Annotated in this window: 18 protein-coding genes; 8 read left to right on the top strand and 10 right to left on the bottom strand. The window is 54.3% G+C overall.

Annotated elements, in window-relative coordinates:
- Positions 1-94 precede the first annotated feature (94 nt).
- Genes F7231_RS06120 through F7231_RS06110 form a run of 3 tightly spaced genes read left to right on the top strand, consistent with a single transcriptional unit; the run spans position 95 to position 2,684 of the window.
- Entirely contained in the window at positions 95-901 is an 807-nt protein-coding gene (locus tag F7231_RS06120) for a TauD/TfdA family dioxygenase (protein ID WP_166691299.1), read from the top strand.
- On the top strand, positions 898-1,893 hold the full coding sequence (locus F7231_RS06115) for an aldo/keto reductase (RefSeq protein WP_229369684.1): 996 nt from the start codon (positions 898-900) through the stop codon (positions 1,891-1,893). The genes F7231_RS06120 and F7231_RS06115 overlap by 4 nt, the downstream gene beginning before the upstream one ends.
- A gap of 26 nt (positions 1,894-1,919) precedes the next feature.
- On the top strand, positions 1,920-2,684 hold the full coding sequence (locus F7231_RS06110; RefSeq protein WP_085412378.1) for a glycosyltransferase family 2 protein: 765 nt from the start codon (positions 1,920-1,922) through the stop codon (positions 2,682-2,684).
- A gap of 44 nt (positions 2,685-2,728) precedes the next feature.
- Here F7231_RS06110 and F7231_RS06105 read toward each other — a convergent pair whose 3' ends face one another.
- Entirely contained in the window at positions 2,729-3,163 is a 435-nt protein-coding gene (locus F7231_RS06105) for a hypothetical protein (protein WP_085412379.1), read from the bottom strand.
- Positions 3,164-3,245: 82 nt separating this feature from the next.
- Between F7231_RS06105 and F7231_RS06100 the strand changes: the two genes are divergently transcribed.
- Positions 3,246-4,214: a YheT family hydrolase gene (locus F7231_RS06100; RefSeq protein ID WP_166691298.1), complete on the top strand. Its 969-nt coding sequence runs from the start codon at positions 3,246-3,248 to the stop codon at positions 4,212-4,214.
- Positions 4,215-4,289: 75 nt separating this feature from the next.
- Here F7231_RS06100 and acpP read toward each other — a convergent pair whose 3' ends face one another.
- From acpP to F7231_RS06080, 4 genes are all read right to left on the bottom strand, one after another.
- Positions 4,290-4,598 (bottom strand): acyl carrier protein, encoded by a 309-nt coding sequence (gene acpP, locus F7231_RS06095; protein WP_310589286.1) that lies wholly within the window; start codon positions 4,596-4,598, stop codon positions 4,290-4,292.
- 67 nt (positions 4,599-4,665) lie between these two features.
- Positions 4,666-5,982, bottom strand: coding sequence for a TolC family protein (locus F7231_RS06090; protein ID WP_166691297.1), 1,317 nt, complete (start codon positions 5,980-5,982; stop codon positions 4,666-4,668).
- Positions 5,983-6,097: 115 nt separating this feature from the next.
- The gene (locus tag F7231_RS06085; RefSeq protein WP_166691296.1) at positions 6,098-7,714 is read right to left on the bottom strand and encodes a DHA2 family efflux MFS transporter permease subunit; all 1,617 of its coding nucleotides are present in this window, start codon (positions 7,712-7,714) and stop codon (positions 6,098-6,100) included.
- A gap of 13 nt (positions 7,715-7,727) precedes the next feature.
- Positions 7,728-8,792, bottom strand: coding sequence for an HlyD family secretion protein (locus tag F7231_RS06080; protein WP_229365084.1), 1,065 nt, complete (start codon positions 8,790-8,792; stop codon positions 7,728-7,730).
- Positions 8,793-8,986: 194 nt separating this feature from the next.
- Between F7231_RS06080 and F7231_RS06075 the strand changes: the two genes are divergently transcribed.
- Both F7231_RS06075 and F7231_RS06070 read left to right on the top strand, forming a co-directional pair.
- On the top strand, positions 8,987-9,469 hold the full coding sequence (locus F7231_RS06075) for a MarR family winged helix-turn-helix transcriptional regulator (RefSeq protein WP_085412384.1): 483 nt from the start codon (positions 8,987-8,989) through the stop codon (positions 9,467-9,469).
- A gap of 278 nt (positions 9,470-9,747) precedes the next feature.
- A complete protein-coding gene (locus tag F7231_RS06070; protein ID WP_166691295.1) occupies positions 9,748-12,966 on the top strand; it encodes a T9SS type A sorting domain-containing protein in 3,219 nt (1,072 codons plus the stop codon).
- A gap of 60 nt (positions 12,967-13,026) precedes the next feature.
- Here the strand turns inward: F7231_RS06070 and F7231_RS06065 are convergent, their stop codons facing one another.
- The 4 genes from F7231_RS06065 to F7231_RS06050 form a co-directional block, all read right to left on the bottom strand.
- A complete protein-coding gene (locus tag F7231_RS06065) occupies positions 13,027-13,896 on the bottom strand; it encodes a geranylgeranylglycerol-phosphate geranylgeranyltransferase (RefSeq protein WP_085412386.1) in 870 nt (289 codons plus the stop codon).
- Between the two features lie 104 nt (positions 13,897-14,000).
- Positions 14,001-14,870, bottom strand: coding sequence for a hypothetical protein (locus tag F7231_RS06060; RefSeq protein ID WP_085412387.1), 870 nt, complete (start codon positions 14,868-14,870; stop codon positions 14,001-14,003).
- 137 nt (positions 14,871-15,007) lie between these two features.
- Entirely contained in the window at positions 15,008-18,331 is a 3,324-nt protein-coding gene (locus F7231_RS06055; protein ID WP_166691294.1) for a S41 family peptidase, read from the bottom strand.
- A 58-nt stretch (positions 18,332-18,389) separates the two neighbouring features.
- Positions 18,390-19,904, bottom strand: a complete 1,515-nt coding sequence (locus F7231_RS06050) for an amidohydrolase (protein ID WP_166691293.1) — start codon at positions 19,902-19,904, stop codon at positions 18,390-18,392.
- A gap of 242 nt (positions 19,905-20,146) precedes the next feature.
- Between F7231_RS06050 and F7231_RS06045 the strand changes: the two genes are divergently transcribed.
- Positions 20,147-21,115 carry an HNH endonuclease gene (locus tag F7231_RS06045; RefSeq protein WP_166691292.1) on the top strand — a complete coding sequence of 323 codons (969 nt, stop codon included), beginning with the start codon at positions 20,147-20,149 and terminating at the stop codon, positions 21,113-21,115.
- 215 nt (positions 21,116-21,330) lie between these two features.
- Here F7231_RS06045 and F7231_RS06040 read toward each other — a convergent pair whose 3' ends face one another.
- Complete coding sequence (locus tag F7231_RS06040) at positions 21,331-22,392, bottom strand: alpha/beta fold hydrolase (RefSeq protein WP_166691291.1); 1,062 nt, start codon at positions 22,390-22,392, stop codon at positions 21,331-21,333.
- Positions 22,393-22,561: 169 nt separating this feature from the next.
- Between F7231_RS06040 and F7231_RS06035 the strand changes: the two genes are divergently transcribed.
- Positions 22,562-22,840: a hypothetical protein gene (locus F7231_RS06035; protein WP_166691290.1), complete on the top strand. Its 279-nt coding sequence runs from the start codon at positions 22,562-22,564 to the stop codon at positions 22,838-22,840.
- Positions 22,841-22,916: the final 76 nt, after the last annotated feature.

The following is a 22,916-nucleotide window of genomic DNA, read 5'->3' as shown; positions in this document are numbered from 1 at the left end:
TCCATTACTTTCAACTATAAAATAAAGTTAGAAGTGGCTTGTAGGTCAGGGATTTACCATATGCCATTTATTACAAACGAAACGTAAGCGTATTATGAACTTCTTTGCTACGGTAGCGTATACCACGCTCGATGAAACTATTCAGAATGTAAAGCAGGCTGTTTTAGCGAATAAGGTTGTCCATCTATCTGATTTCAAGCCTGATCTGCCAGTACACGATTTCTATAGCCGCCTGTCAGAAACCATCGGGAAAATTCACGCCGCCGATGAAGATATCGCAACGGGCCAGCAAACAGGAAACCGCTGGATCGACATTACCTATAATCCTGAAATTCCCGATCGGTACCGGTCGAGCAATACGCGGCAGCCACTGCATACGGATGATTCGTACGTCGAGCTATACGATGAAGTAGCCGTGAATTTCTTCTATTGCGCGTCGAAAGCGAAGCTGGGCGGTGCAACGACCTTTATCGACCTGCCAATGCTGGTAGAGTGCCTGAAGCTGGATGGCGAAACGGAGTTGCTCGATGAGTTGCTGCGCACCGACATTGTTCACTCGAAGGGTGGCCTGCGTAAAGTGAGAAAGCCCCTCGATCAGGACGAAGAAGGCTTCCTCGCCAACTGGAACTACTACTGCCTCGACCGGACGGAAAATTCAGCGGAGGTGCTTGACCTTTGCGAACGGTGGCAGAAATTCCTGGAAACACGCATCATGGAATCGGGCATCATCATGCCTGTTGTGTTGAAGGAGGGGGAGTGCGTGTTCTTCCACGATGACCGTGTAATGCATGGTCGGAATGCGTTCTTCGCCGAATACCCAGGCCAGCGCAGCCTGATCAAAGGTAAAATCATTTTGGCACCCGCCGGGCAGACGACTGACTCGGCAGCGGTAGCAGCATGAGTGACCCGGAACTAACCAACATGGCCTCGTCGGGTTTAGCCCGGCTGGGCATAGGTACGTGGCAACTGGGCGGCCCCAACTACGTTGGCAACAAGCCAACGGGTTGGGGCGCTGTTGACGAGCGCGCAGCGATCAAAGCCATACACCGCGCCCTCGACGAAGGCATTCGTTTTATCGATACCGCCGATAGTTATGGGGCTGGTCAGGCCGAGACCCTGATCGGTCAGGCGCTGGTTGGCCGAACAGAAGAGACAGGTACGTTGCCTATCGAAATCTGCACTAAATTCGGCAACCGCCGCGATGCAAACGGGCAACCTACGCAGGATTACAGCCCTGCATACTTAACCGAGGCCGTTGAGGCTAGCCTTCGCCGCCTTCAGCGCGACTCCCTCGATCTCCTCTTACTGCACAGTCCCCCCGATTCGTTCGATTGGACTACCTATGATCCGGAGCCGTTTGAGGCACTGGTGCGGGCAGGCAAACTGAAGGCCTACGGCGTTAGTTCGCGGTCGGTATACGGAGCTAGGCGAGTGATGGACGCGGGCTTTGGCTCGGTTCTCGAAGTCATCTATAACGCGCTGGATCGACGGGCCGAAACCATATTGTGGAACGACCCCGCCGCATCAGCGTACCGGTTTATCGCGCGTGTACCCCTGGCATCGGGCTTTCTGAAAGCAACGTACCTGGACAAAGACCCCATTTTCCCGCACGACCAGTATCGGCACTACCTGCCCGATCGTGATCGTGACTGGTTGGTGGCCAGTACCCGCCAGCTTGCTTTTCTAAATGAGTTGGAAGGCGGCATCAGTGCCTCGGCACTCCGATTTTGCCTGAGTCATCCGGCGGTGTCGGTCGTGATTCCTGGGGTTCGTTCCGACGAGCAAGTACTGAATCATATAGAAGCCGCGCGGCTAGGGCCGTTACCTAATGAACTAATTGACCAAATAAAAGTGGCTGTACCCGATGTGCCTTCGCACTGGAAACCAGCGTAACTTTGCGCATCACCCAATTTCCGCATATGAAGCTAAGTGTAGTTATACCTGCTTACAACGAAGAAGAGTCGATTTCAGAGACCCTGCGTGCCCTCTATCAGACCCTCGCTAAATACGGTATCGACCATGAAATCTGCGTAACCAACGATAACTCGAAGGATAACACGCTGGCTGTTTTACAAGGATTACAGGCCGAAATTCCCACCCTGGTTATTTTCACCAACCTGGGGCCCAACGGGTTTGGTTATGCCGTTCGGTATGGTCTGGAGCGCTTTTCGGGTGATTGCGTCGCTGTGTTTATGGCCGACATGTCCGACGATCCGGAAGACTTGGTGAAGTACTATAACAAGATGCGTGATACCGGTACCGATGCTGTCTTTGGCTCACGCTGGCAGAAAGGCGGACGCGTAGTAGACTATCCGGCGGTGAAGAAAGTGATCAACCGCGTGGCCAACCTGATTATCCGGGTGATGATGGGCATTCGGTACGACGACACCACAAACGCCTTTAAACTGTACCGTCGCGAGACCATGGAAGGGATCAAGCCATTCCTGTCGCCGCACTTCAACCTTACCGTTGAACTGCCGCTAAAAGCAATGGTGCGCGGCTACAGCTACGAGGTAGTACCCAATAGCTGGACTAACCGGAAATACGGTGAGTCGAAGCTGAAAATCAAAGAGATGGGTAGCCGCTACTTCTTCATCCTACTCTATTGCCTGATCGAGAAGCACTTCTCGCGTGGCGATTTCCGCAAAAAGACAACGAAGCCTGTTGTGGAGGTGAGTCGGTAACACGCCAGTTTCATTCCTTCCTCGTGAGGGGAGGGAATAAGGAGTCACCTGAACAGCCCCGGTATCTGAAATGCGCCCCAGGAGATAACCGCTCCCCAAAAGCTACCGCTCAAGAGCATGGCGACAATGATGCGGAGGTTAGGTACACGAAAAGAGAGGGCCAACGCAGTGCCGCCAATGGGTGTAAGCAAAATGGGCGTTAGAACGGCGATACCCGCTAAGCCTGCGCGCTGCCAGATGCGCACGGCCATCCGGGTACGTTTCGTAAATAGACGTGGTTTCACTTTTCGATAGCGATCCCGAATTTGGTTGATAGCCGTACCGGCGAAGAGTACCAGAAACACACTGGTCATCATGCCAAGTACGGAGCAAATGGCCGTTTCACGCCAGGTTAGGTTCAGCGCCATCCCGGCCAAGGGGCCACCGACGAACTTAAGCATACTGGCCAGCGCTACTGAAATGTATTTGGCGTAATTCATAAAAGGTGGGATTGGGCATTGAACTGCACCGTCACTGGATAGTATTGGTCTGCTGTAAACACGGATTTATCACTAGAAGTTAATGCCAGTTATCGCATCAACCTACCCCGGTCCACCGCGTTATCAGTATAACGCTCATCTACAAACGATTATACCCAGTCTTACGCGGCGCATTCCGGGTATTACGTACATCCGTGAACGGCTGACCCTGGCTGATGGTGACTTCGTTGATCTCGACTGGCTTCGGCAACCCCGCAATAATCGCCTGGTAGTACTCACGCACGGGCTCGAAGGCGACAGCCACCGGCATTACATAATGGGTACAGCCCGGCTGTTTCACGAACAGCAATTCGACGTGCTGGCCTGGAACTGTCGGTCGTGCAGTGGGGAGATGAACCAGGCTTTCCGGCTCTATAATCATGGTGAGATTGGGGATATTCACGAAGTGATTTCCCACGCCCTGCGTTTAAAAGCGTACGAGGAGGTAGTACTGGTTGGCTACAGCATGGGCGGCAATATTTCGCTCAAATACGCCAGTGTGCAGGGAACTGCCTTACCGCCAGCTGTCCGCTCAGTAATCGCTGTTTCTGCCCCGGTTGATCTGAAAGCCAGTGCTTTGCTGCTCGATCTGCCCAGAAATCGATTCTACCGAAACCGGTTTATGAAAAAGCTGCTGGTGAAGATCACCCAGAAAGCGGCGCGCTTTCCGGGGCGGCTCGATATGAGTCGCTTACCGCAGGTACGTGTCTGGAAAGATTTTGACGATTGGTTCTCGGCCCCGGTTAATAGCTACCGCGACGCCGACGATTTCTACGAACAGGCATTGGCTCTCAACTTCATGCCGGGCCTCACCATTCCCGCTCTGCTCCTCAATGCGCAGAACGATCCGTTACTGTCGCCTGAATGTTCGCCGGTCTGGCTGGCAGACGAGTTGCCCCATTTTTTTCTTGAAACCCCCCGTCTGGGTGGACATGTTGGGTTCATGACGCCCCGCAGCCTGTTTACCTATGCCGAACGCCGGGCCTTATCGTTTGCTTTGGGCGAGTGCTGACGTAAACAAAAAACGGTTCCCAGCTTGGTGCTGAGAACCGTTCAGTCAAGGTATGTATTCTGAAAACGAGGTTGATTAGGCGGCAACGGAAACGTGTTGGTCTTCGAGGTAATTCAACACACCCTGAAACGTCAGTAGTTTGGGATAGTCTTCGTCGGGAATGCGAATGCCAAACTCCTGCTCCAACTGCATCACCAGGTCAACCGTGTCCAGGCTGTCGAGGCCAAGATCGCGGGTAAAGTGAACATCATTGGCTACTTGTGACTCCTGAATACCAAAGTTGTTGAGGATCGAAATGACCTGGTTTTTCATAACGCTGCGTTGCTTTTTGTAGTGATAGAAATAGTACGTCTTGAAGAAGGTGTATACTGATTCAACGCTCAAATGCCTGATTTTGTTGCTCCTATACGCTACCGATCAATCACAATTTAGGAGTTTTTAAGGAATTGCCTTAGAGGCTCCCCCCCAGTAATCGCTTCAATTCCAGCTGGTTCAGTACAAGTTGATATTGAAAGGACAATTGAGCCAGTTGAGCTTCTTCAATGCCCGTTTCCGCACTTTGCAATTCCACCGCCGTAATCACCCCGTTACGGAGGCGGGTTTGGGCTAGCTGGAGTGCCTGGCGGGCCTGCGCTACCTGCGTGCTCAAGTTCTGCAGACGCGTCTGATTGGCCGAGATATCGGCATTAAGTTGGGCCAACTGCTGGCGAAGTTGTGCATTGGCATTATCAACGGCGTAGCGGCTGGCATTGAGGTTGATTCTGGCGGCCTGCTGCTGTAGTTTATACCGACCACCGGCGTAGAGCGGTGCCGAAAAGGAGACGCCCGCCGCCACGTTGAATCGCGGATTGTTTACGTCAGGTACGTACCCGTTCCGGAAACCCGTTGACCCAATCGCAACCAAGCTTGGACGCCCTGATAACGCATCGACAAGGATATCTGTCTGGGCCAGTTGAACCCGATCCTGAGCGGCTAGTAGCTCTTTATTGCCAGCCTGCGCCTGTTGGACCTGCCCCTCAAGGTTAAAGGGCTGAATCAGGCCGCTGAACTGCTGGGCATCGGCGCCGATAACCGGATCGGTAGTGCCGGTCAGGTACGTTAGGTAAGCTCGCTGGCGGTCCAGCTGATTCTGCAGATCTATTTTCCGGTTCTGCGCTGTCTTTAACCGGACCTGCTGGGTCACCACATCGTACTGTAGGGCATCACCGTTTTGGAGCCGGGCACTCAGAATGGTCACGTTATTGGCGGCCGTGCGAATCACCGAATCCTGCACAGCCATGCTCCGCTGAATAAAGCCGATGCCGTAATAAGCGGCTGCTACCTGAAAGGCCAGGTTGTGGCGGGTCAGTTCCTGGTTTCGCTGCGCAATACGGAGGTTATCGCCGGCTCGCTGAACCGCCGCGCCTGTCCGGCCAAAATCGTAGATCGACTGCGAGACCGACACGTTGGCGTTGAGGTTGTGGTTGGGCTGAAATTGCAGCTCTACATTCCGGCCATCAACGGGAAGCGTTGCTTTCGGAACGGGGTTGATGTACTGATAGGTACCATTGACAGACACCTGCGGCTTTAGCCCGGTGCGGGCCAGATCGGCCTGCAAACCAGCCGCCTGAATCTGCTGCTCCTGTTGTTTCAGGAGCGGAAAATTGACCGCTGCCTGTTGAATCAGCGTGGCAAGATCGCTGGGTAACGTCTGCGACAACGTCTGTGGCTGCTGCGCCATCAGCAGTGAAGGAAATAGCAGCAGGAAAAAAGTATGGAGTGGTTTCATGAAGACTATGTTTGATGGTCTGAGGTTTCACATTTGACGTTGCCGGATAGCTCACCATACGGTTTATAGAGTGGAGCAACGGCAAACGCGAAACCTCAAACCCAAAACTTATTTGTTAGTGGGCGGCGTCGGCAGCGGCTTTGGCGGTCGCGGCGTCCATTTTTACTGATCGTAGCAGGAATAATAGTGGGAACGAAACGACGAAGAACATCCCTGCCAGCCGGAATGCGTCGAGGTACGCCAACAGGAGCGACTGCTTCTGAACGGCCAGATCGAGCGTTCGGTAAGCACCTGTAACGGCATCGATGGCGTTCATGCCCTTTGCTGCCAGCATTTGCGTCATGCCGTTGATACGCTCAGTAGCCAGCGGATTCTCAGCCGTGATGTTCGAAACCAGATCCACGCGGTGAGCAGCAACGCGCTGGGCCACGTAGGTGTTGGTAATAGCCACCCCAAAAGCACCACCCAACTGCCGCATCATATTGGTGATGGCGATACCCATAGGCAACTGGCTGGGTTTCATGCCTGACACTGACGAGTTGATCAGCGGCACGTTAACGAACGCCAGACCAACCCCCCGGATAAGCAGCGCCTGAACATAGTAGCCGTCCGACGTCTCGGTGGTAAACGTCGACATGATGAAGCAGAACGTGGCAAAGGCAACGTACCCAGCCATAACGACATAACGCGGCGAGACTCCCTTTGCCAGGATGCGGCCCACCAGCGGAAAGCAGATCGCCGCAATGGCACCACCCGGAATCAATAAGCGACCAGTTTGGGTAGCCGTAAACCCCGCCACCCGCTGAACCATCAACGGGTAAAGCAGGACTGAGGTGAACAGACCGTAACCCACAATGAACATCAGTACGGCACCCACGGCCAGGTTTCGACTTTTGAGTACCCGCAGATCAAGCACCGGCGACGAGGTGCCGCGTAGTTGTGACCAGATAAACCAGGGCAGCGTAATGGCAACGGCAATGGTCAGGTACAGAATGGTATTGTTGTCGAACCAGTCGTCTGACTCGCCGCGTTCGAGCACGTACTGCAGGCTGCCCACGCTGACCGCCAGCAGCATAATTCCCAGCCAGTCGATGTTGATGGCTTTACGGTCGATCCCAAACTCGTCGGCTTTTTTGTCAATAAACCGTAGGCTCAATACGGTGGCAGCAATACCCACCGGAATATTGATGTAGAACATCCAGCTCCAGTGGTAATTGTCGATGATGTATCCGCCCAGCGTTGGTCCGAAGGTTGGTCCCAGCACGATACCCAAGCCGAACAGTGCTGAAGCCAGCGCCCGTTGCTGAGGGGGAAATGCATCGAACAACAACCCCTGCGACGTTGACAGCAGCGCGCCACCACCTACACCCTGCAGGAAGCGAAAGAAGACGAGCGTCCAGAGGTCGGGGGCTACACCGCAGCCATACGACGCTATTGTAAACAGGATGATAGAAGCGATGTAGTAGTTCTTTCGGCCAAAATAGCGTTGCAGAAAGCCCGTCATCGGAATCACGATCACGTTGGCGATGCCGTAGGAGGTAACCACCCACGACGCATCTTCAATGGTAGCGCCCAGGCTACCGGCAATATCGGTGAGGCCCACGTTTACGATCGACGTATCGATCAGTTCCATAATAGCCGCTGTTACCGCCGTAATCACGATGATCCAGCGCCGAAGGCCCGTAGGCAGGGCGGGTCCGGGGGCGGGCGGAGCCTTTAGTGTTGTTTCCATGAAGGCGTTGGGTTTACTCAGCAACCCGTACGGCCACATCCACGCTCAGGCCGGCCCGTAGCTTGTCTTTGAATTTCTCGGGGTTCAGAATCTCGATTTTTACCGGAACACGCTGGGTGATCTTCACAAAGTTGCCCGACGCATTATCGGGTGGCAATAAGGCAAAACGAGCACCGGTAGCTTCCGACAATGAGGCTACCCGGCCTTTAACATCCAGGTTTGGATAGGCATCGATCTTGATATCAACGGGTTGTCCAACTACCACTTTCTCCAGCTGCGTTTCTTTCATGTTGGCAATGATCCAGAACGTGCTGTCGTTCACGATGGTCATCAGCGTTTGGCCGGGTTGTACGTACTGGCCAACCACGGCGTTCTTCTTGCCAATTTTGCCGGTAATCGGCGCGGCCATGTTGGCGTAGCTCAGGCGGAGTTTAGCGTTTTCAACGGCGGCAGCTTTCACTTTCAGGACTGCCTGCATTTTCTGAATAGCCGACTGCGCTTTTAAAATGCCCGCTTCGGCCACGCCCTGCTGGGTACGTGCCAGGTTAATCTGTTCCTGACTGCTCTGGTAGGTCTGCGTCTGCACGTCTACGTTGTTGCGCGAATCTTCCAGTTGTTTGCGCGTCAGCGATTGGTCGTTGAATAGGTTTTGATCGCGTTGTAAATCAGACTGCGCTTTATTGCGGCGAACCGCCTGTACAGCGGCCGATGACTGGGTTACCCGCAGGTTTTGCGCCACGTTGCGGCTGTTGGCCCGGGCCGAAGCCAGATCAGCCTGCGCCGTGTTAATGTCAGCCAGCGTCGACTGATAATCGGCCTCCGCCTGTTGCAGGGCTACTTCATATTCTTTGGGGTCGATGGTGAGCAACGGCTGACCACGTTTTACCGTAGCGTAATCGTCGACGTTTACTGCCTGAACGTACCCGGCCACCCGGGCCAGAACCGGGGCAGAGGTGCCTTCGATCTGGGCGTTGTCGGTCGATTCATATTGCTGTCCGCGACGGTAGGCTGTAAAGCCCCAATAGGCGGCGGCTACAAGGACCACCAGACCGATGAGCCTGGGGAGGTATGTTTTCAAAGGAGATGTTGATTCAGATGCCATAGGTGTTAATTGGATGAAGAGACAGGTATATTTCCGTAAATAGATTCGTTTCTGTCAAATGAACGGCTCAAAGGTAAACTTGGTTGACTATAAAAGTCAAACAGGTTGACTATATTTGTGTATTAATTATTCGTTAATCAGTTTGCGAGCCGTACAGGATCGCCGCGACGATGAAATCAGTAGATAGTAAAACCTTCACTTTCGAATTGTTCCGGGAGATTCGGGGGCGTTCAATGGGACGGCTTGCATGGCGATTAAAGCGCTATTTGGATGAGTTTATGGAGCCCCGCCTGCATCAGCGCGGTTTTACCGATTTCAAGCTCAGTTACCTGCGTTTGATCGCCAACATTGAGGAGAACGGCATTACTAACAACGAATTGGCCCGTAAAGCCGACGTAACCAAGCAGATGATGAGCAAGGTGGTTAGTCTGCTTGAGGATAAGGGATACATCTACACCAGGAAAGACGAAACGGATTCACGCGCCAGCCGGATCTTCCTGAATGAACGCGGTTTTGCACTGCTGGTAGGCGTTCACGAATGCATGGAAGAAGCCCACGAGCACTTCCGGAGCATTATTGGTAAAGAACGCCTCAATAATATGATCGACGATCTGAAGGATCTGGTAAACGGCCTTGACGGTGGCGACTGTTAGGCGAGTTCACTGTTTTTGGCGGCTCAGCGTAGGAGTCAGACCCTACGGAACTTCAGCAAGATGGGCCAGGAAAACGCTCTTGTCAACAGGCGCTAGTTACTGAAGAAAGCAGTTAACGGTAGGGTGCATCTGCCTGCGGGCCGTGTACCATCAGTTATTCACTCTACGGCCGCGAGCCAACAAGGTAGAGAAGAGAACAGAACTATGCAACTAACTAATAGGTATCCGTATTATCAGCAAGACGTAGTATATTAGTGACATCACGCCATTGGTTCACTATGCTGCTTCGGTACCGAATTAGCCTCGCGCTGTTTTTCCTCTATTACACGTCGCCTATTCAGGCGCAGGAATGGCATCAGGCTATTCAGGACCCCAACGCCAAGTACGGACAGGTTCGTCGGGCATATGATAAAGAGCAACGACGTGAACAGCGGCGGGCGCGTTGGCGCGTAGTCGGCCGGTCTGAGCCAGAATTAGACGAAAGCAGCGATAACCTTTATTTCCGCTGGGAGGCGTTGATGCGTTTGCGCGGAGCCGACCATCAACCGTATCAGCCAGCGCAGGTGGCTCAAACATACCGGCAACTCCAGCAGTCGGCGGTGATGGCGCGACGAGCGGCGTACCCCGCCTGGAAGAACATCGGTCCTAACGTTCACACGGATAAATACAACGGGTTAGGTCGGGTTGACCGCATAGGCTTTCACCCCACCAATACCAACGTGTTCTACGTTGGCTCGCCTACAGGTGGGCTTTGGAAAACAACAGACGGGGCCAAAACGTGGAGCGACATCAGCACCGACTGGCCCAACCTGAGCGTAGCCGACCTTGTTGTGGATCCGACAAATCCGAATACGCTTTACGTGGCAACCGGCGACCGAAACTCCTATACACTGCCTTCGGTGGGGATACTGAAAAGTGTAGATGGTGGCAACACCTGGACGAATCTGGGGCTTTGCAACGCGCAAAACCGAGCATACCGATTGGTTATGGACCCGGCAAATTCGCAACGACTGCTGGCAGCCTGTGACGATGGGCTGTACGTGACAACCAACGGAGGTCAAACCTGGAGGCTGACCGACTTTCCCAAGCAAAAAACAAACAGTTCATATGTGGCCGTTACCGACCATATCTGGGATCTGGAATTTAAGCCCGGTGACTCTAAACTCGTTTACGCCACCACACCCCAGCGAGTAATGGTTTCAGTTGACGGTGGCCTGACCTTCACCGCGCTGAACCAGGCGTTGAACGATGCCTTCAGGAATCAGGAAACACAACGAATTGAACTGGCTGTCACGCCCGCCGCACCCAACAATCTGTATTTGCTCATCGCCAGCAGAAACCGGCAGTATGGCGGCTATTACGTGTCGACAGACGCTGGCAAAACGTTTGAGATGCCACTGCCGAGGTCGAAGCAGATGATGAGCCAAGAAAAGTTTGTAGATAGCAATGGTACTTATTATACGCCCACCGTTGAGAGTCAGATGCAACAAACCGATTACTGCCTCGACATTGCCGTGTCGCCTACCGATGCCAATCGGGTTTATCTGGGACCAGTGTCTCTGATGCGAACAAACCTTAAAGCAGATAGTGTCTGGGCGGATCGGGCCTTGAACAATACGGTGTTGGCTGGCGAAGTGCAACCCCACGTGGATACACACGCAATAGGCTTTCAGCCGGGCACCAATGCCCTTTTTATCGCTAACGACGGGGGCTTTTACCGATTGGATAAATCAGGTAACCGGCAGTATTGGAAAGCGTTGAGCGATAATATAGCGATTACGCAGGTGTATCATTTAACGAGAGCCGCCTACAACTCGTCGTTGTTGGGGGTAGCCAACCAGGACAATGGCTTCTATCGTCTCGTGAACGGTACCTGGGAAAGTATTATCGTTGGCGATGGTATGTACACGCTGTTTGATCCGGTAGACCCAAACACGGTATACTGCGTTCAGGCCCGCTGCTCCGCCATTGAACGGTTAACCAGACAGAATATCGGTGCGGCAAGTCTGTACACTAATGTGGCCCCCAAGACAGACGAGTCACGGAACTGGGATATGCCATTCTTATTCGACGAAACCAAAAACCGACTTTACGTGGGGCTTCAAAATATCTGGTACTCTGACAACAGGGGCGATCAGTGGCAAAAGCTGACGGATTTCGATCTAAAGAAAGTGCCCTACGGCTTGCAGGAAGTGGCTGTCGCTCCCAGCGATCCAAATCGAATCGTAATCAGCCATTACACTGAATTGATAAGTGTAAACACGGACGGTACCATCAAAAATGACCTGCTCTGCTTCCTGACACTCGATGGTGGTAAAACATGGTCACCGCTGGGCAAGAACCTGAAGAATTTTCTGTTTCACCCCACCGACCCAAACACAGCCTGGGCAAGCTGGGGCAGTAAGCTTTATCAGACTATTGACGGTGGTAAGACATGGAAAGACGTTTCGGGCAACTTGCCCAACCTCGTCATTACCCGCCTGACGCATCAGAGAAATACGCAGAATGGCCTCTATGTAGGGTCAGTACGCGGTGTGTTTTATAAAGACGATCTGATGCCTGAATGGGAATTATTCAGTGAAGGATTACCTAACGTGGAGATTACAGACCTCATTATTGACTATAATCAAAGCAAAATTCGGGCGGCAACATACGGGCGCAGCGTTTGGGAAAACGACTTGATTCGCCCTGTACCCATTCCGAAACTGGTAAGCCTGACTGCCGAAAAAACGGTTTGTAAAAGCCAGCCACAGACAGTGCAGATCAAAGCCGAAAATTTTCCCGTAGGTACGCTGTTTCGCCTTCAACTCTCCGATAGCAATGGTGGGTTTGCCTCGCCCATTGAGTTGGGAACGTCAAAAACCACCGAATTCTCGTACAGCATTCCAGCCTCCGTTGTGGTAGGCAATGGCTACAAGCTACGCGTTATAGCCGACAACGTACCCGCCGCTTCGGTATTGAGCGAAGCCATAACCGTTACCGACCGAGCAACCGGTACGTTGTCGGCCACCGCCACGAGCCTGAGCCTGCTGGCAGGGGAGCCGGTTACGCTCAGGCTGACCTTTACAGGATTGCCCAACTGGACCTATGAGTTAACTGATGGCACAAGGGGTGAAGCTACCACTACACCGCATCTGGTTGTAGTAAAACCAGTTGCCAGCCAGCAGTATGCGCTGAAATCAATCTCCAATGGCTGTGGAGCTGGAACACCGCAGGGCAGCGTAGCCATTACGGTGCTCACGATCACGGCCACCAGCGAACCCGCCGATTGGGTGATGGTATACCCCACACCTACAACAGGGCGATTAGTTGTCAAGCTCAACGTACCGACCGCTCGCCTGGCTATTCGGGTGCTGAATGTGCAGGGCCGACTCATGTTGAATCACACCTCTACTGCATCAGCGGTACTTGATTTGGGCGACTTGCCGGACGGACAATACGTACTGCAAATTGAAGCGGATGAACGTAGAACAACGCGGAACGTACTGAAGCGGTAAGTGTCCACTTATTCGAAGGGTTGCCTGGAGGCCGATCGGGCAGCGTAATGCCCTATGCCGTTATGCCCACACCATCGTCAGCACGCCCATGAGCATGATGAGTTTACAGAGATTGCTGAGGTAACTGTATTCCCGGCGGGTGTCGGCCAGCACAAGGCGGTACACTAGCCATGAAACGGGAATGAGCAGGAGCATAAAAATCCAGCTAAGGCGAGGGTTATTCCACGAGTCGGCGGTGAGGAAGAGCGACATGATAAAGGCCGCAATAATGACGTACAGCAAGGATTTCGTGCGGCGAATTCCCCACACAATGGGTAGTGTGCGGCAGCCATACCGGGCATCGCCCCGTACATCTTCCATGTCTTTGATTACCTCCCGCACTACGGTCACTACAAACGCGAATGCGGCATACATCAGCAGCAGGTTTTCGTTGTGTTTGTAATACACCGCCATCACGATCAGCGACAGGGCCGTCAGGAACGACACCACCAGGTTGCCAATGAAGGGTTGCCGTTTCAGGTTGGCCGAGTAAAACCAGAGCAGCGATACCGACAGTACATCGACGGCGAAGACCCAGCGGCTCAGCAACAAACCCAGCAAGCAACCAATGACGTTGAGCACCTGATGCGCCGTAATGGCCCAGCGCCGTTTCAGGTACCGCCCGATAATGACCCGTTCGGGCTTGTTGACGATGTCTATTTTGACGTCGAAATAATCATTGATGATATAGCCCGCCGCCGCAATACAGACCGTCGAGAGAGTTAGAATGATCATCCGGCCATCGAGCAGTAGTTGAGGCCACTCTTCGCGCGGACCAATCAGCGCGATCCTGGCCAGGTATTGCGTACCAACGACGATCAACAGGTTCTGCACCCGAATCAGGCGTAGAAATCCTTTAATGTAATCGGCAGTTGGAATTGGTCGGGTCATGTGCGGTTGACCTCATTCCTGGCTTGTTCCTGCAAGTAGAAGAAGGAAATAACTTACTTCAGCGGAGCTTCGCCGATGCAGCGCATTTCCTCCTTTTCTGGTTTTCAGAAGAGGGACCGGGGGTGAGGTGAGATTTTTACAAACTTATAGCTGCCCGTGTTATAAATCGGGATATAGCCTAACTCAATAACATTTGTTTGATTAAGGGGTAACGGTAGCCGACTGGGTACGTGCCTGATGCCTTCCTGGGGGTGGAGCCAAAACTGCTGCGGTGCGGTTTCGCCTCGTTGCTCGAAGCCCAGCTTTCGGTAACTGGCCCCGTCCGACCAGTCGCGGTCGGCATAGGTCATCAGATCGTCGGCGGGGTGGTTGGTCAGGTACGTCTTCAGCAGCTTGTCCAGCCCACCCACAACGGTGGTGCCTACGTGGCTGGCTACGCGCAGCAATTCGGCCGAGCGATGGGGCAGACCGTCACGAATCTGGCTCCTTGGTTGGGCAAACGTAGCAACCGCCAAAAGTAACTCACCGGCGGGGCGGTTGGTCAGGTACGTATGAGATGGGTCGGCCGGAAACGATCCAACCGGGGGAAGTATGCGGTAATAGCGTTCGGGCAGGAAAAGACCGTAGCGGATTTTGCCGGGTAGGGAAGGTTGCAAATGATGCTCGTCCAGAAACGCCGTGGCTGTTGCTTTGTCGATGCGCCGAACCTGGGTAAGTCGACCCGGAATTCGGATGGATTGGCCCTGTAAGGCAGCCAGTCGTGAAGCAACTACGGCGGGTTTTTGACGCTCCACATCTTCCCACAGGTGAATGATGCGTTCACCCTGCCGGGCAAACTGGTCAGTCAGGTCACGGAAGAAAAACGTAAAATCCTGTTCCCGCCACAACGACGCATACGTACCCAGATCGATCCGGTGCAGGTACAGGCCCGGTGCCAGGTACGTTAACGTAAAGGGTGTGGGGTATGAGGGCAAGGGGCTTGAGGCTTGGGGTGTTGCTTTCGCCGGCGTAGCCCCCCGCCGGAATGCTGGACCGCCTATAGGGGGCTCGACATTCCGGCGGGGGCTATGCCGGTACCAGTAAATAATAGCGCAGTATAATGACCACTACGTCACTCCCCAACGGCCCGCTGGTCGCCTTTGGGCATAGGACGCGATTGGACCGGCGATTTTTTTAGCTGTTCCTGGACTACTTCAATGGCTTTTTCCAACTGCGGGTCAGCGCCGTTCTGGCTCAGTTTAGGCGTCATCTCTACTTCTACGTCGGGTGCCACACCTTCGTTCTCGATTTCCCATTTCCCATCCGGGCTGTAAATGCCGAAGCTAGGCGACGTGACCGAACCGCCATCGATGAGCGGCGGGTAGCCCGAAATGCCAACCAGACCACCCCAGGTACGTTTCCCGACGATTGTGCCGAGATTCCGGCGACGGAAAAAGGCGGGGAGCGCATCACCACCCGAGCCGGCGTATTCGTTCACGATCATCACCTTAGGGCCGTAGATCGACGCGGCGGGGCTGGTAAAGGGTTTGCCCTCGCGCGGTGCCCAATAGCTGAGCAACGGCCGGTCGAGCATGTCTACAATATAGTCGGCAACGAGGCCACCGCCGTTGAAGCGTTCGTCGACAATAACGGCCTGCTTATCGACCTGGCTGAAATAATACCGGTTGAAATTATCGTACCCTTGCTGGCCTGTGTTGGGCAGGTACACGTAGGCCACTTTCCCACCAGTAGCCGCACTCACCTTGCGGCGGTTGCCTTCAACCCAATCCATCATCCGTAGCCCCGCTTCGTTGGCAACAGGCACCACCGTCACTTTTCGAGAGCCGGTCATGTTGGCATTGGGACCTACCGTGAGCGTGATTTGGCGGTCGACGGTATTTTCCAGTTGCTGGTATACGTTGTCATTGTCGGTCAATGGACGACCGTTGATAGCCAGCAGGTATTCGCCCGCTTTCACGCTGACGCCGGGTTCGGTAAGAGGTGCGCGCAGGGTTGGGTTCCAGTTTTCGCCATTGAACACTTTCCTGAAGCGGTACATACCGTTGGCCAGTTCATAGTCGGCGCCAAGCATGCCAACGGGAACGGGCTTACTGTCGGGAATGTCGCCACCGCTGACGTAATTGTGCCCAACCACCATTTCGCCCATCATTTCACCGATCAGGAAATTCAAGTCAGACCGGTGCGCCACGTGCGCCAGAAAAGGGGTGTACCTGGCTTTGATGGCGTTCCAGTCGGTGCCGTGGTAGTTGGGTACGTAGAAATAATCCCGTTCAATGCGCCAGAACTCGCTGAGCATCTGCGCCCATTCGTGACGAGGATCAATCAGGGCCTGTAACGTGCTTACGTCTACTTTGCCTTCCGTCACGCTGGGTTTGCCTGACACATCGGCGATGTTAAGTTTGTCGGAACCGGTCATGAACAGCAGCTTTTTACCATCGGCCGATACTTCATATTCGGTCACGTCGGCCAGTAACGTTTCGGCTTTGCGTTCCTTGAAATCGAACCGGTAAAGCGTTGGTTTGGCGGCGGCGGGTGTGTAGCCAATGTAAAACAGCCGGTCGCCATCTGCCGACTTCAACTTGTCGATGCCACCCGCGGGAATAGGAAGAGCCACAATGCGCTGGCCAATGTTTTCCAAGTCGATCACCACCTTAGGCGCCTTGCCAATAGCCACGGTCGTCGTGGTTGTTGAGGTAACGGCTGGCTTCTTTACCGGTGCTTTGCGAGTGGTATCGGCCGTTGGTGGAGCGGGGGCATCTTTCTCGTCGTCTGATTCAGGGGCGAACGGGCTCGGGTCTTTGGCGTTCAGTACCACGGCGTAGAGATTCTGCGTCACCAATCCGCGCCGATCCAGACCAGCCATATCGAGCCACGCGAAGGAGGGTCCCACGTTGGTGCTGGCCGTGAAGATCAGGTATTTGCCGTCGCGGCTAAAGGCGAGCGCGTCGGTATGGCTGGCTCCGTCGGTCACGGGTGTAGTGGTGCCCGAAGCTAGTTCGTACAGGTGAATCCGGTTCAGGTAATTGTCCATCTTCCGCGAAAAGCCAACCCATTTCGAGTCGGGTGACCAGTCGGCCTCAATCGTCGAGTTAGGCCCGAATGTGTCGGTGGTGATCTTCACGGGCTTGCGGGTGCCCGCCGACAGGTCCATGTACCATAGATTCAGCTTCTTGTCTTTGTACAGGATCTTTTTTCCGTCGGGCGACCACTTGTCGAGCGTATAAAACGACGGTTCACCCAGCGAAATGGCCTCAGCAGCTTTCTCCCCTTTGGCGTCGCGGACCATCAGCATGTACTCGCCCGTAGCGTCGGATACGTAGGCAATTCGCGCACCATCGGGCGACCAGAGCGGGTTGCGCTCATGTACCCCGTCGGTCAGGGTCAGGTTGCGCCAGTCGCCTTTTTTGGCTGGTAGCGTATAAATGTCGCCGCGCGCTTCAACCACCGCCCGAACGCCCGTTGGCGACAGGTGAAACGAGCGCATCATGCTACCCACCGGCTTCCAGGTTGGGCGCAGGGCCAGTACATCGATGTTGCCCGCCAGTGAAAGCTTAATGGGTTGCCCTTTTCCGGTCGAGGTGGCGGACGGGTCAAGTAAGTGTAACCGGCCGCCCTGTTCGTACACGAGCGTCTGCCCGTCGGTCGCCAGATTCTTTACGTCGAAATCGGTGTGGTTCGTCACCTGACGTACCTGCTTGGTGGCGCGGTCATACGCAAACACGTTCATGGTTCGGGCGCGGTCCGACAGGAAGTACACGGTGTTGCCTGCATACACAGGCTGTACATCCGATGCGTTGACGTGCGGAATCTGCTCGGCATCCAGCGTTTGCAGGTTGAGCAGCCGAATGGGTGTGGTCATACCACCCCGGTACCGCTTCCAGGTAGCGAAAGCGTCGGTAATAATGCTGTAGGCCAGTTCCCGACCATCGGGCGATAGGTTGGCCCAGCTACCAGCCATCGGAACAGGGAGTTGCTGGGGTAATTCGCCCTTCGTCGACACCGTAAACAGCTTGGGCGATCGTGTTACTGCCGATCCGCTGTTCGACAAAAAGAGTACCCGTTGCCCATCGGCCGACCAGCCTTTGGCGGTTTCGGGACTAGGGTGGAAGGTCAATCGCTTTGGCATGCCGCCGTTGATACCCACCAGATAGACGTCAGTGTTTCCATCGTAGGTAGCCGTGAAGGCAATGGTTTGACCATCGGGCGAAAACTGCGGCCCACTTTCGGCACCCGGCCCTACCGTGAGTCGGCGAGGTGATGAGCCGTCGCGGTTGGCTACCCACAGGTCGCCGCCGTAGCTGAACGCCACATGCGTTTTAGAGAGCGACGGTTGCCGCACCAGCAGCGTTTCGCCCGTGGCGTCGGTCTGTGCCTGTGCCACCAACGTACCCAGCCCAAAGGCCAGGAGCGTTGTTAGTTGAGAGAGAGCGTTCATTGAGAAGAAAGAAGAGTGGTTTTGCATAGAGGCTTTACGTGGTAGACCAACTCCCACGCTATTTCCGATAATCCAGTGCGGGTTTGCGGTCGCCGAGCAGGGCTTCGTATTTGAAATCGGCACCGCGTTTCTGTAGCCATTCGGCGCGGGCTTTTTCGATCAGGGTAGGGGTGGTAAAGAGGTCGAGCGCGGTTAAGGCCAGCGTTTTGGCGGCGACCAGCATCCCTTTCTGCCCGATGCTCATGCCGCTGGCGGCCGTCGACTGCCAGCTGTGGGCCGATGAACCCGGTACCCAGGTCGCTGTTTGCAGGCCTACGGTTGGCACTGTCCAGCTCACGTCGCCCACGTCGGTGGAGCCGCCGCTGGTGGCGCTTTCCGAGGCATCGCGGAAATCTTTGATCAGGGTAGCGTTGGTGATGGGCACTTTCTGGTCATCGGCAAACGTCGTCTGAATTTTCTGGGCAAAGGCCGTTTCTTCAGGCGTGTAGGTGATGCCGCCAACGGTCGTCAGATTTTTATGCATCACCTCGGCCAGCGTCACGTTGGGCAATAGGTTGAATACCCCACCCAGCACTTCCCACTCTACTTTGGTGCCCGTTCCTTTGGCGGCTCCTTCGGCGGCATTCTCAATACGCTTCCAGACACTTTGCAGAATGTCGCGGTCTTTGTGCCGGGCGTAGTAATACACTTCGGCAAAGGCAGGCACCACGTTGGGGGCTTCACCGCCTTTCGTGATCACATAGTGAATGCGGGTGTCCTGCGGCACGTGTTCGCGCATCATGTTCACCATGTAGTCCATCGCTTCAACGCCGTCGAGGCCCGACCGGCCGCGTTCGGGTGAAGCGGCGGCGTGGGCGGCAATGCCCCGGAACCGGAACTTGGCGTTCTTGTTGGCCAGCGACGTACCGGCATCAGCGGCGTTCTGCGAACCGGGATGCCAATGCAATACCACGTCGACCCCGTTGAACAGGCCTTCGCGTACCATGTACACCTTACCCGCGCCACCCTCTTCAGCCGGACAGCCATAGATCTTGATCGTACCAGCGTGCCCCGCTTTCAACCAGTTTTTTACTTCGATTGCTGCCGCCATCGACGCCGTACCAAACAGGTTATGACCGCAACCATGCCCGCCTTTCTGCCCGGCGATGGGTGTGAAATCAGGTTTGGCCTCCGTAGCCAGGCCGGGCAGGGCGTCGTATTCGCCCAGAATGCCAATGACGGGTTTGCCGGTTCCGTAGGTGGCCACAAAAGCCGTGGGAATACCCGCTACGCCCGCCTGTACGTCGAACCCTTCTTTTTTCAGCTGTTCCTGAAGCAGCAGCGAGCTTTTTTCCTCCTGGTACCCCAATTCGGCAAAATCCCAGATTTGCTTGGAGATCCCCGCCAACTCCGGGAAACGTTTGTCAAGGTCAGCAATGATCGCCTGTTTGTCTTTGTCGGGCCGCGTTCGGTCGGCGGGAGCGGCGCCCGTCCGATTCGGCGCGTTACCCGCCTTTTTTGATTGGGCCGCACCAGGCTGGCTGAATACCAGCGCGGGCAGAAGTAATGCTACAGCAAGGAGTTGTTTACGCATACAGGTTGTGATGAGTTGGGTACGTGTTGTGTCGGCGAAAACCATCCGGCTACCGTAGAGACGCAAGATTTTGCCGCACCGGCGGACCGGTCTCTACACGCGGTAAGCAAGACGATCCCCCAATGCCTAAAAATAGAGAAAATGTAGCCGTATGATACCGTCAGGCAATTTTTGCAACAACATAGGGCGAAACACGAACATATGAACAATACGCTAACTTGGTAGCGAAATACACTCACGTTATGCCTAGCCCGATTAATCAGGAACGCCTTGCTCACTACGCCCGAAAATTTACGAAGCTAAAACGGGGTGGTACCCAGTATGGACCAGCGCCCCACAAACCGATTTTCCTGCTGACGTTGATCGACCTGATCGACAGGCAGTTCATTAGCGAAAACCGGATCGGTGTTTCGCCGGAACTGGTGGCTACGTTCAAAGAGAATTTTGCGCTGCTGGTGAACACGGCCAATCAGGACGATTTTACGCAGCCGTTCTTTTACCTGAAAAACGAAGGGTTCTGGTTCCTGCAACCTAATCCCGGCTATCTGCTCGATAGCCACATCCGCAGCGTACAAACGCTGAGCGACCGATTGTCTTACGCCTATTTCGCCGATGATCTGTACACGCTTCTGCTGGATGCGCCGGCGCGAACGTACCTGAAAACGCTGTTGCTCGACACCTACTTCCCTGCCACCAAAGCAGCTTACCTGGCTGTGAAAACCGCCGGAAGAAGCTACGTGCAGGATATGGCGACGTACCTGCTAAACGAGAAAGCGGCTCCCTACCAGACCACCCTGTCGCTCACCACCAACGATGACGAAACGCGTTTTGTGCGCGGTGGTCTGTTCAAAAAGCTGGTACCAAAAGTCTATGATTTCACCTGCGCCATTTCAGGCCTGAAAGTAATTGCCACGGACGGGTCCACGCTGGTCGAAGCCTGCCACATCATCCCGATCAGCGTCTCCGGCGATGACCGCGTTACCAACGGCATTGCCCTTTGCCCAACCCTGCACACCGCCTTCGACCGGGGCATGATCGGCGTAGACGACCGGTTCCGCGTCCTCGTGTCCCCCGCCATCGCCGAAGACCTCAACAGCCCCTACAACCTCCGTCAGTTCCACAACAAACCCCTCCGTCTACCCTTCGGCGAAACTTACTACCCAAACCGCGAAGCCTTCACGTGGCATTTACGGGAGAAATTTAGGGGATAGGAACCAATCATTCACTACCGAGCGTGCCGTAGGTATTCGACAATAATTTGGTTGATTACGTACCTACGGCACGCCGTAAGTGGAAGGGGTGATGTCGGTATCTAACGATGCTGCTCTGTTATGGCCCCGATAGGCATTTGGGCTTGGTGTTATGTCATTTCAATGCGGGGAAGACAGGGCACGGTAATCAGTTTTTGGCTTTTCTTGGCGGAGCTTTATTTCAGATTCTCTTTACCACTTCCTGATGCTAGCTTTTCTTTTACGAGGGCGTTGAATTTTTGCGGTTCTTCCCAGCATAGGAGATGGGCCGACTCGTCGAACCAGATGAGCTCTTTGTGAGGCGCTTGCAGGGATTCATAGTAATCGGCTGCCAGGGTAGACGGGCAATTGGTATCGTAGCGCCCCAGACAGAAATAAACAGGTACGTTAACGGCCGGCACCTGTTTTTTTAAGTTGACGGTTGGCCAAAGCGCCTGTATCATTGGCGAATGGAGCTGCTGGATCTTATTGCTCTTCAGAAGAGTAAACAGGCTGTACTCTTTGGAGCGTAAATAGATTTGTGAGCCGGGCATTCTGAGTGACGTGTGCACCACGCCACCATACTTCTGTACCAGCGCCCGCTGCTGTTTCAGGGCGCTTAATCCCTCTCTATATAAACCGTTGTCGGGCGGGCCAATTCGTTGCAGCGTTTCCAGTGCACTTGCATCCTGTTTTTGCTGCGCGTTGGTGAGTGCAAATGCATAGGACAACTGTTCGCTTTCGGGGCCGTTCGGCATGGGTGATACGGCCATGAACGCCTGGTAGTCGTCGGGGTGTTTGGCGATGACGTGCATGCCCAATAGCCCGCCCCAGGAATGGCCTACCAGACTTATTTTGGGTTGATTGAAGCGCTGTTTAAGCCACTTCGTCAATTCATGCGTGTCGGCAACGAACTGATCCAGGGTCATCGTTTCCGGAGGAATCCGCGATGAATAGGACTTCCCCGATCCGCGCTGATCCCAGTAAACGACCGTAAACTGGTCTTCCAGCGCTGCATTGTAATACATGTAAAAGGGCGTCGAGGTACTTCCGGGGCCGCCATGCAGCCAAAGCAGCACCGGATTCCGCCGGTCTTTCCCGCGTATGGTTACGAATTGCCTGACGCCATTGATGCGGACCCGTTGAATCTCGGCAACACTGGTGGTCAGTAGCTGTCCATCGGCATTTTTGAAGGGGCGGGTTGTGCTGCAGGCTCCACAAAATAGGAGCAGAAAAAGGCAAAGGGCTTTCGGGTGCATAGTAGGTAACAGGCAGGATGGTAAAGCCAAGATGGTAAAAGCAGGACATAGGTTGCTTCGGGACAACAAGCGCGTAAGCGTGTACCGATCAACCGGTTAAGGCATAGCCGAAAGTAAACAAATTGCCGGGTACGTTGTCTTAGCTGCACAACACAAACTGACTACGGTTATGAAAACGAATACGATTGATCTGAAATCGTTTTGCTTTGGCGCCATGACGATGGGCGCAGTGCTGTTAATGGCCAATAAACCGGCTAGCCAGCCAGTAGCGCAACCGCAGCCATGCGAAGACAACCGGCGCTATCAGGCGGTTGGCGTTGATAAGTATGCGCTGATCCTAGATACAAAAACGGGCCGGTTCATGTATGAGTACCCAACCAAACCCCGCTGGCGGACCGAAGAGTTTGAAACTGTTCTGGAGGCCGAGCAACGCAAGAAAAGTAACTAGCGCGTGCGGGTAGTCGTGACGTTCTGTTGAGCAACTTAATTGTCGATTTTCGGTTTGTGCCTACAGATTACACCGA

This window comes from Fibrivirga algicola (genome assembly GCF_011742925.1).
GTDB classification, from domain to species: domain Bacteria; phylum Bacteroidota; class Bacteroidia; order Cytophagales; family Spirosomataceae; genus Fibrella; species Fibrella algicola.
The sequence above is the reverse complement of the archived record's forward strand: the minus strand, read 5'-3'. Positions and strand labels throughout refer to the sequence as shown.

Excerpts from the sequence above, each read along its gene's own strand:
- F7231_RS06120 (WP_166691299.1), top strand. The coding sequence starts at position 95 with ATGAACTTCTTTGCTACGGTAGCGTATACCACGCTCGATGAAACTATT.
- F7231_RS06115 (WP_229369684.1), top strand. The coding sequence starts at position 898 with ATGAGTGACCCGGAACTAACCAACATGGCCTCGTCGGGTTTAGCCCGG.
- F7231_RS06110 (WP_085412378.1), top strand. The coding sequence starts at position 1,920 with ATGAAGCTAAGTGTAGTTATACCTGCTTACAACGAAGAAGAGTCGATT.
- F7231_RS06105 (WP_085412379.1), bottom strand. The coding sequence starts at position 3,163 with ATGAATTACGCCAAATACATTTCAGTAGCGCTGGCCAGTATGCTTAAG.
- F7231_RS06100 (WP_166691298.1), top strand. The coding sequence starts at position 3,246 with ATGCCAGTTATCGCATCAACCTACCCCGGTCCACCGCGTTATCAGTAT.
- F7231_RS06090 (WP_166691297.1), bottom strand. The coding sequence starts at position 5,982 with ATGAAACCACTCCATACTTTTTTCCTGCTGCTATTTCCTTCACTGCTG.
- F7231_RS06085 (WP_166691296.1), bottom strand. The coding sequence starts at position 7,714 with ATGGAAACAACACTAAAGGCTCCGCCCGCCCCCGGACCCGCCCTGCCT.
- F7231_RS06075 (WP_085412384.1), top strand. The coding sequence starts at position 8,987 with ATGAAATCAGTAGATAGTAAAACCTTCACTTTCGAATTGTTCCGGGAG.
- F7231_RS06070 (WP_166691295.1), top strand. The coding sequence starts at position 9,748 with ATGCTGCTTCGGTACCGAATTAGCCTCGCGCTGTTTTTCCTCTATTAC.
- F7231_RS06065 (WP_085412386.1), bottom strand. The coding sequence starts at position 13,896 with ATGACCCGACCAATTCCAACTGCCGATTACATTAAAGGATTTCTACGC.
- F7231_RS06055 (WP_166691294.1), bottom strand. The coding sequence starts at position 18,331 with ATGAACGCTCTCTCTCAACTAACAACGCTCCTGGCCTTTGGGCTGGGT.
- F7231_RS06050 (WP_166691293.1), bottom strand. The coding sequence starts at position 19,904 with ATGCGTAAACAACTCCTTGCTGTAGCATTACTTCTGCCCGCGCTGGTA.
- F7231_RS06045 (WP_166691292.1), top strand. The coding sequence starts at position 20,147 with ATGCCTAGCCCGATTAATCAGGAACGCCTTGCTCACTACGCCCGAAAA.
- F7231_RS06040 (WP_166691291.1), bottom strand. The coding sequence starts at position 22,392 with ATGCACCCGAAAGCCCTTTGCCTTTTTCTGCTCCTATTTTGTGGAGCC.
- F7231_RS06035 (WP_166691290.1), top strand. The coding sequence starts at position 22,562 with ATGAAAACGAATACGATTGATCTGAAATCGTTTTGCTTTGGCGCCATG.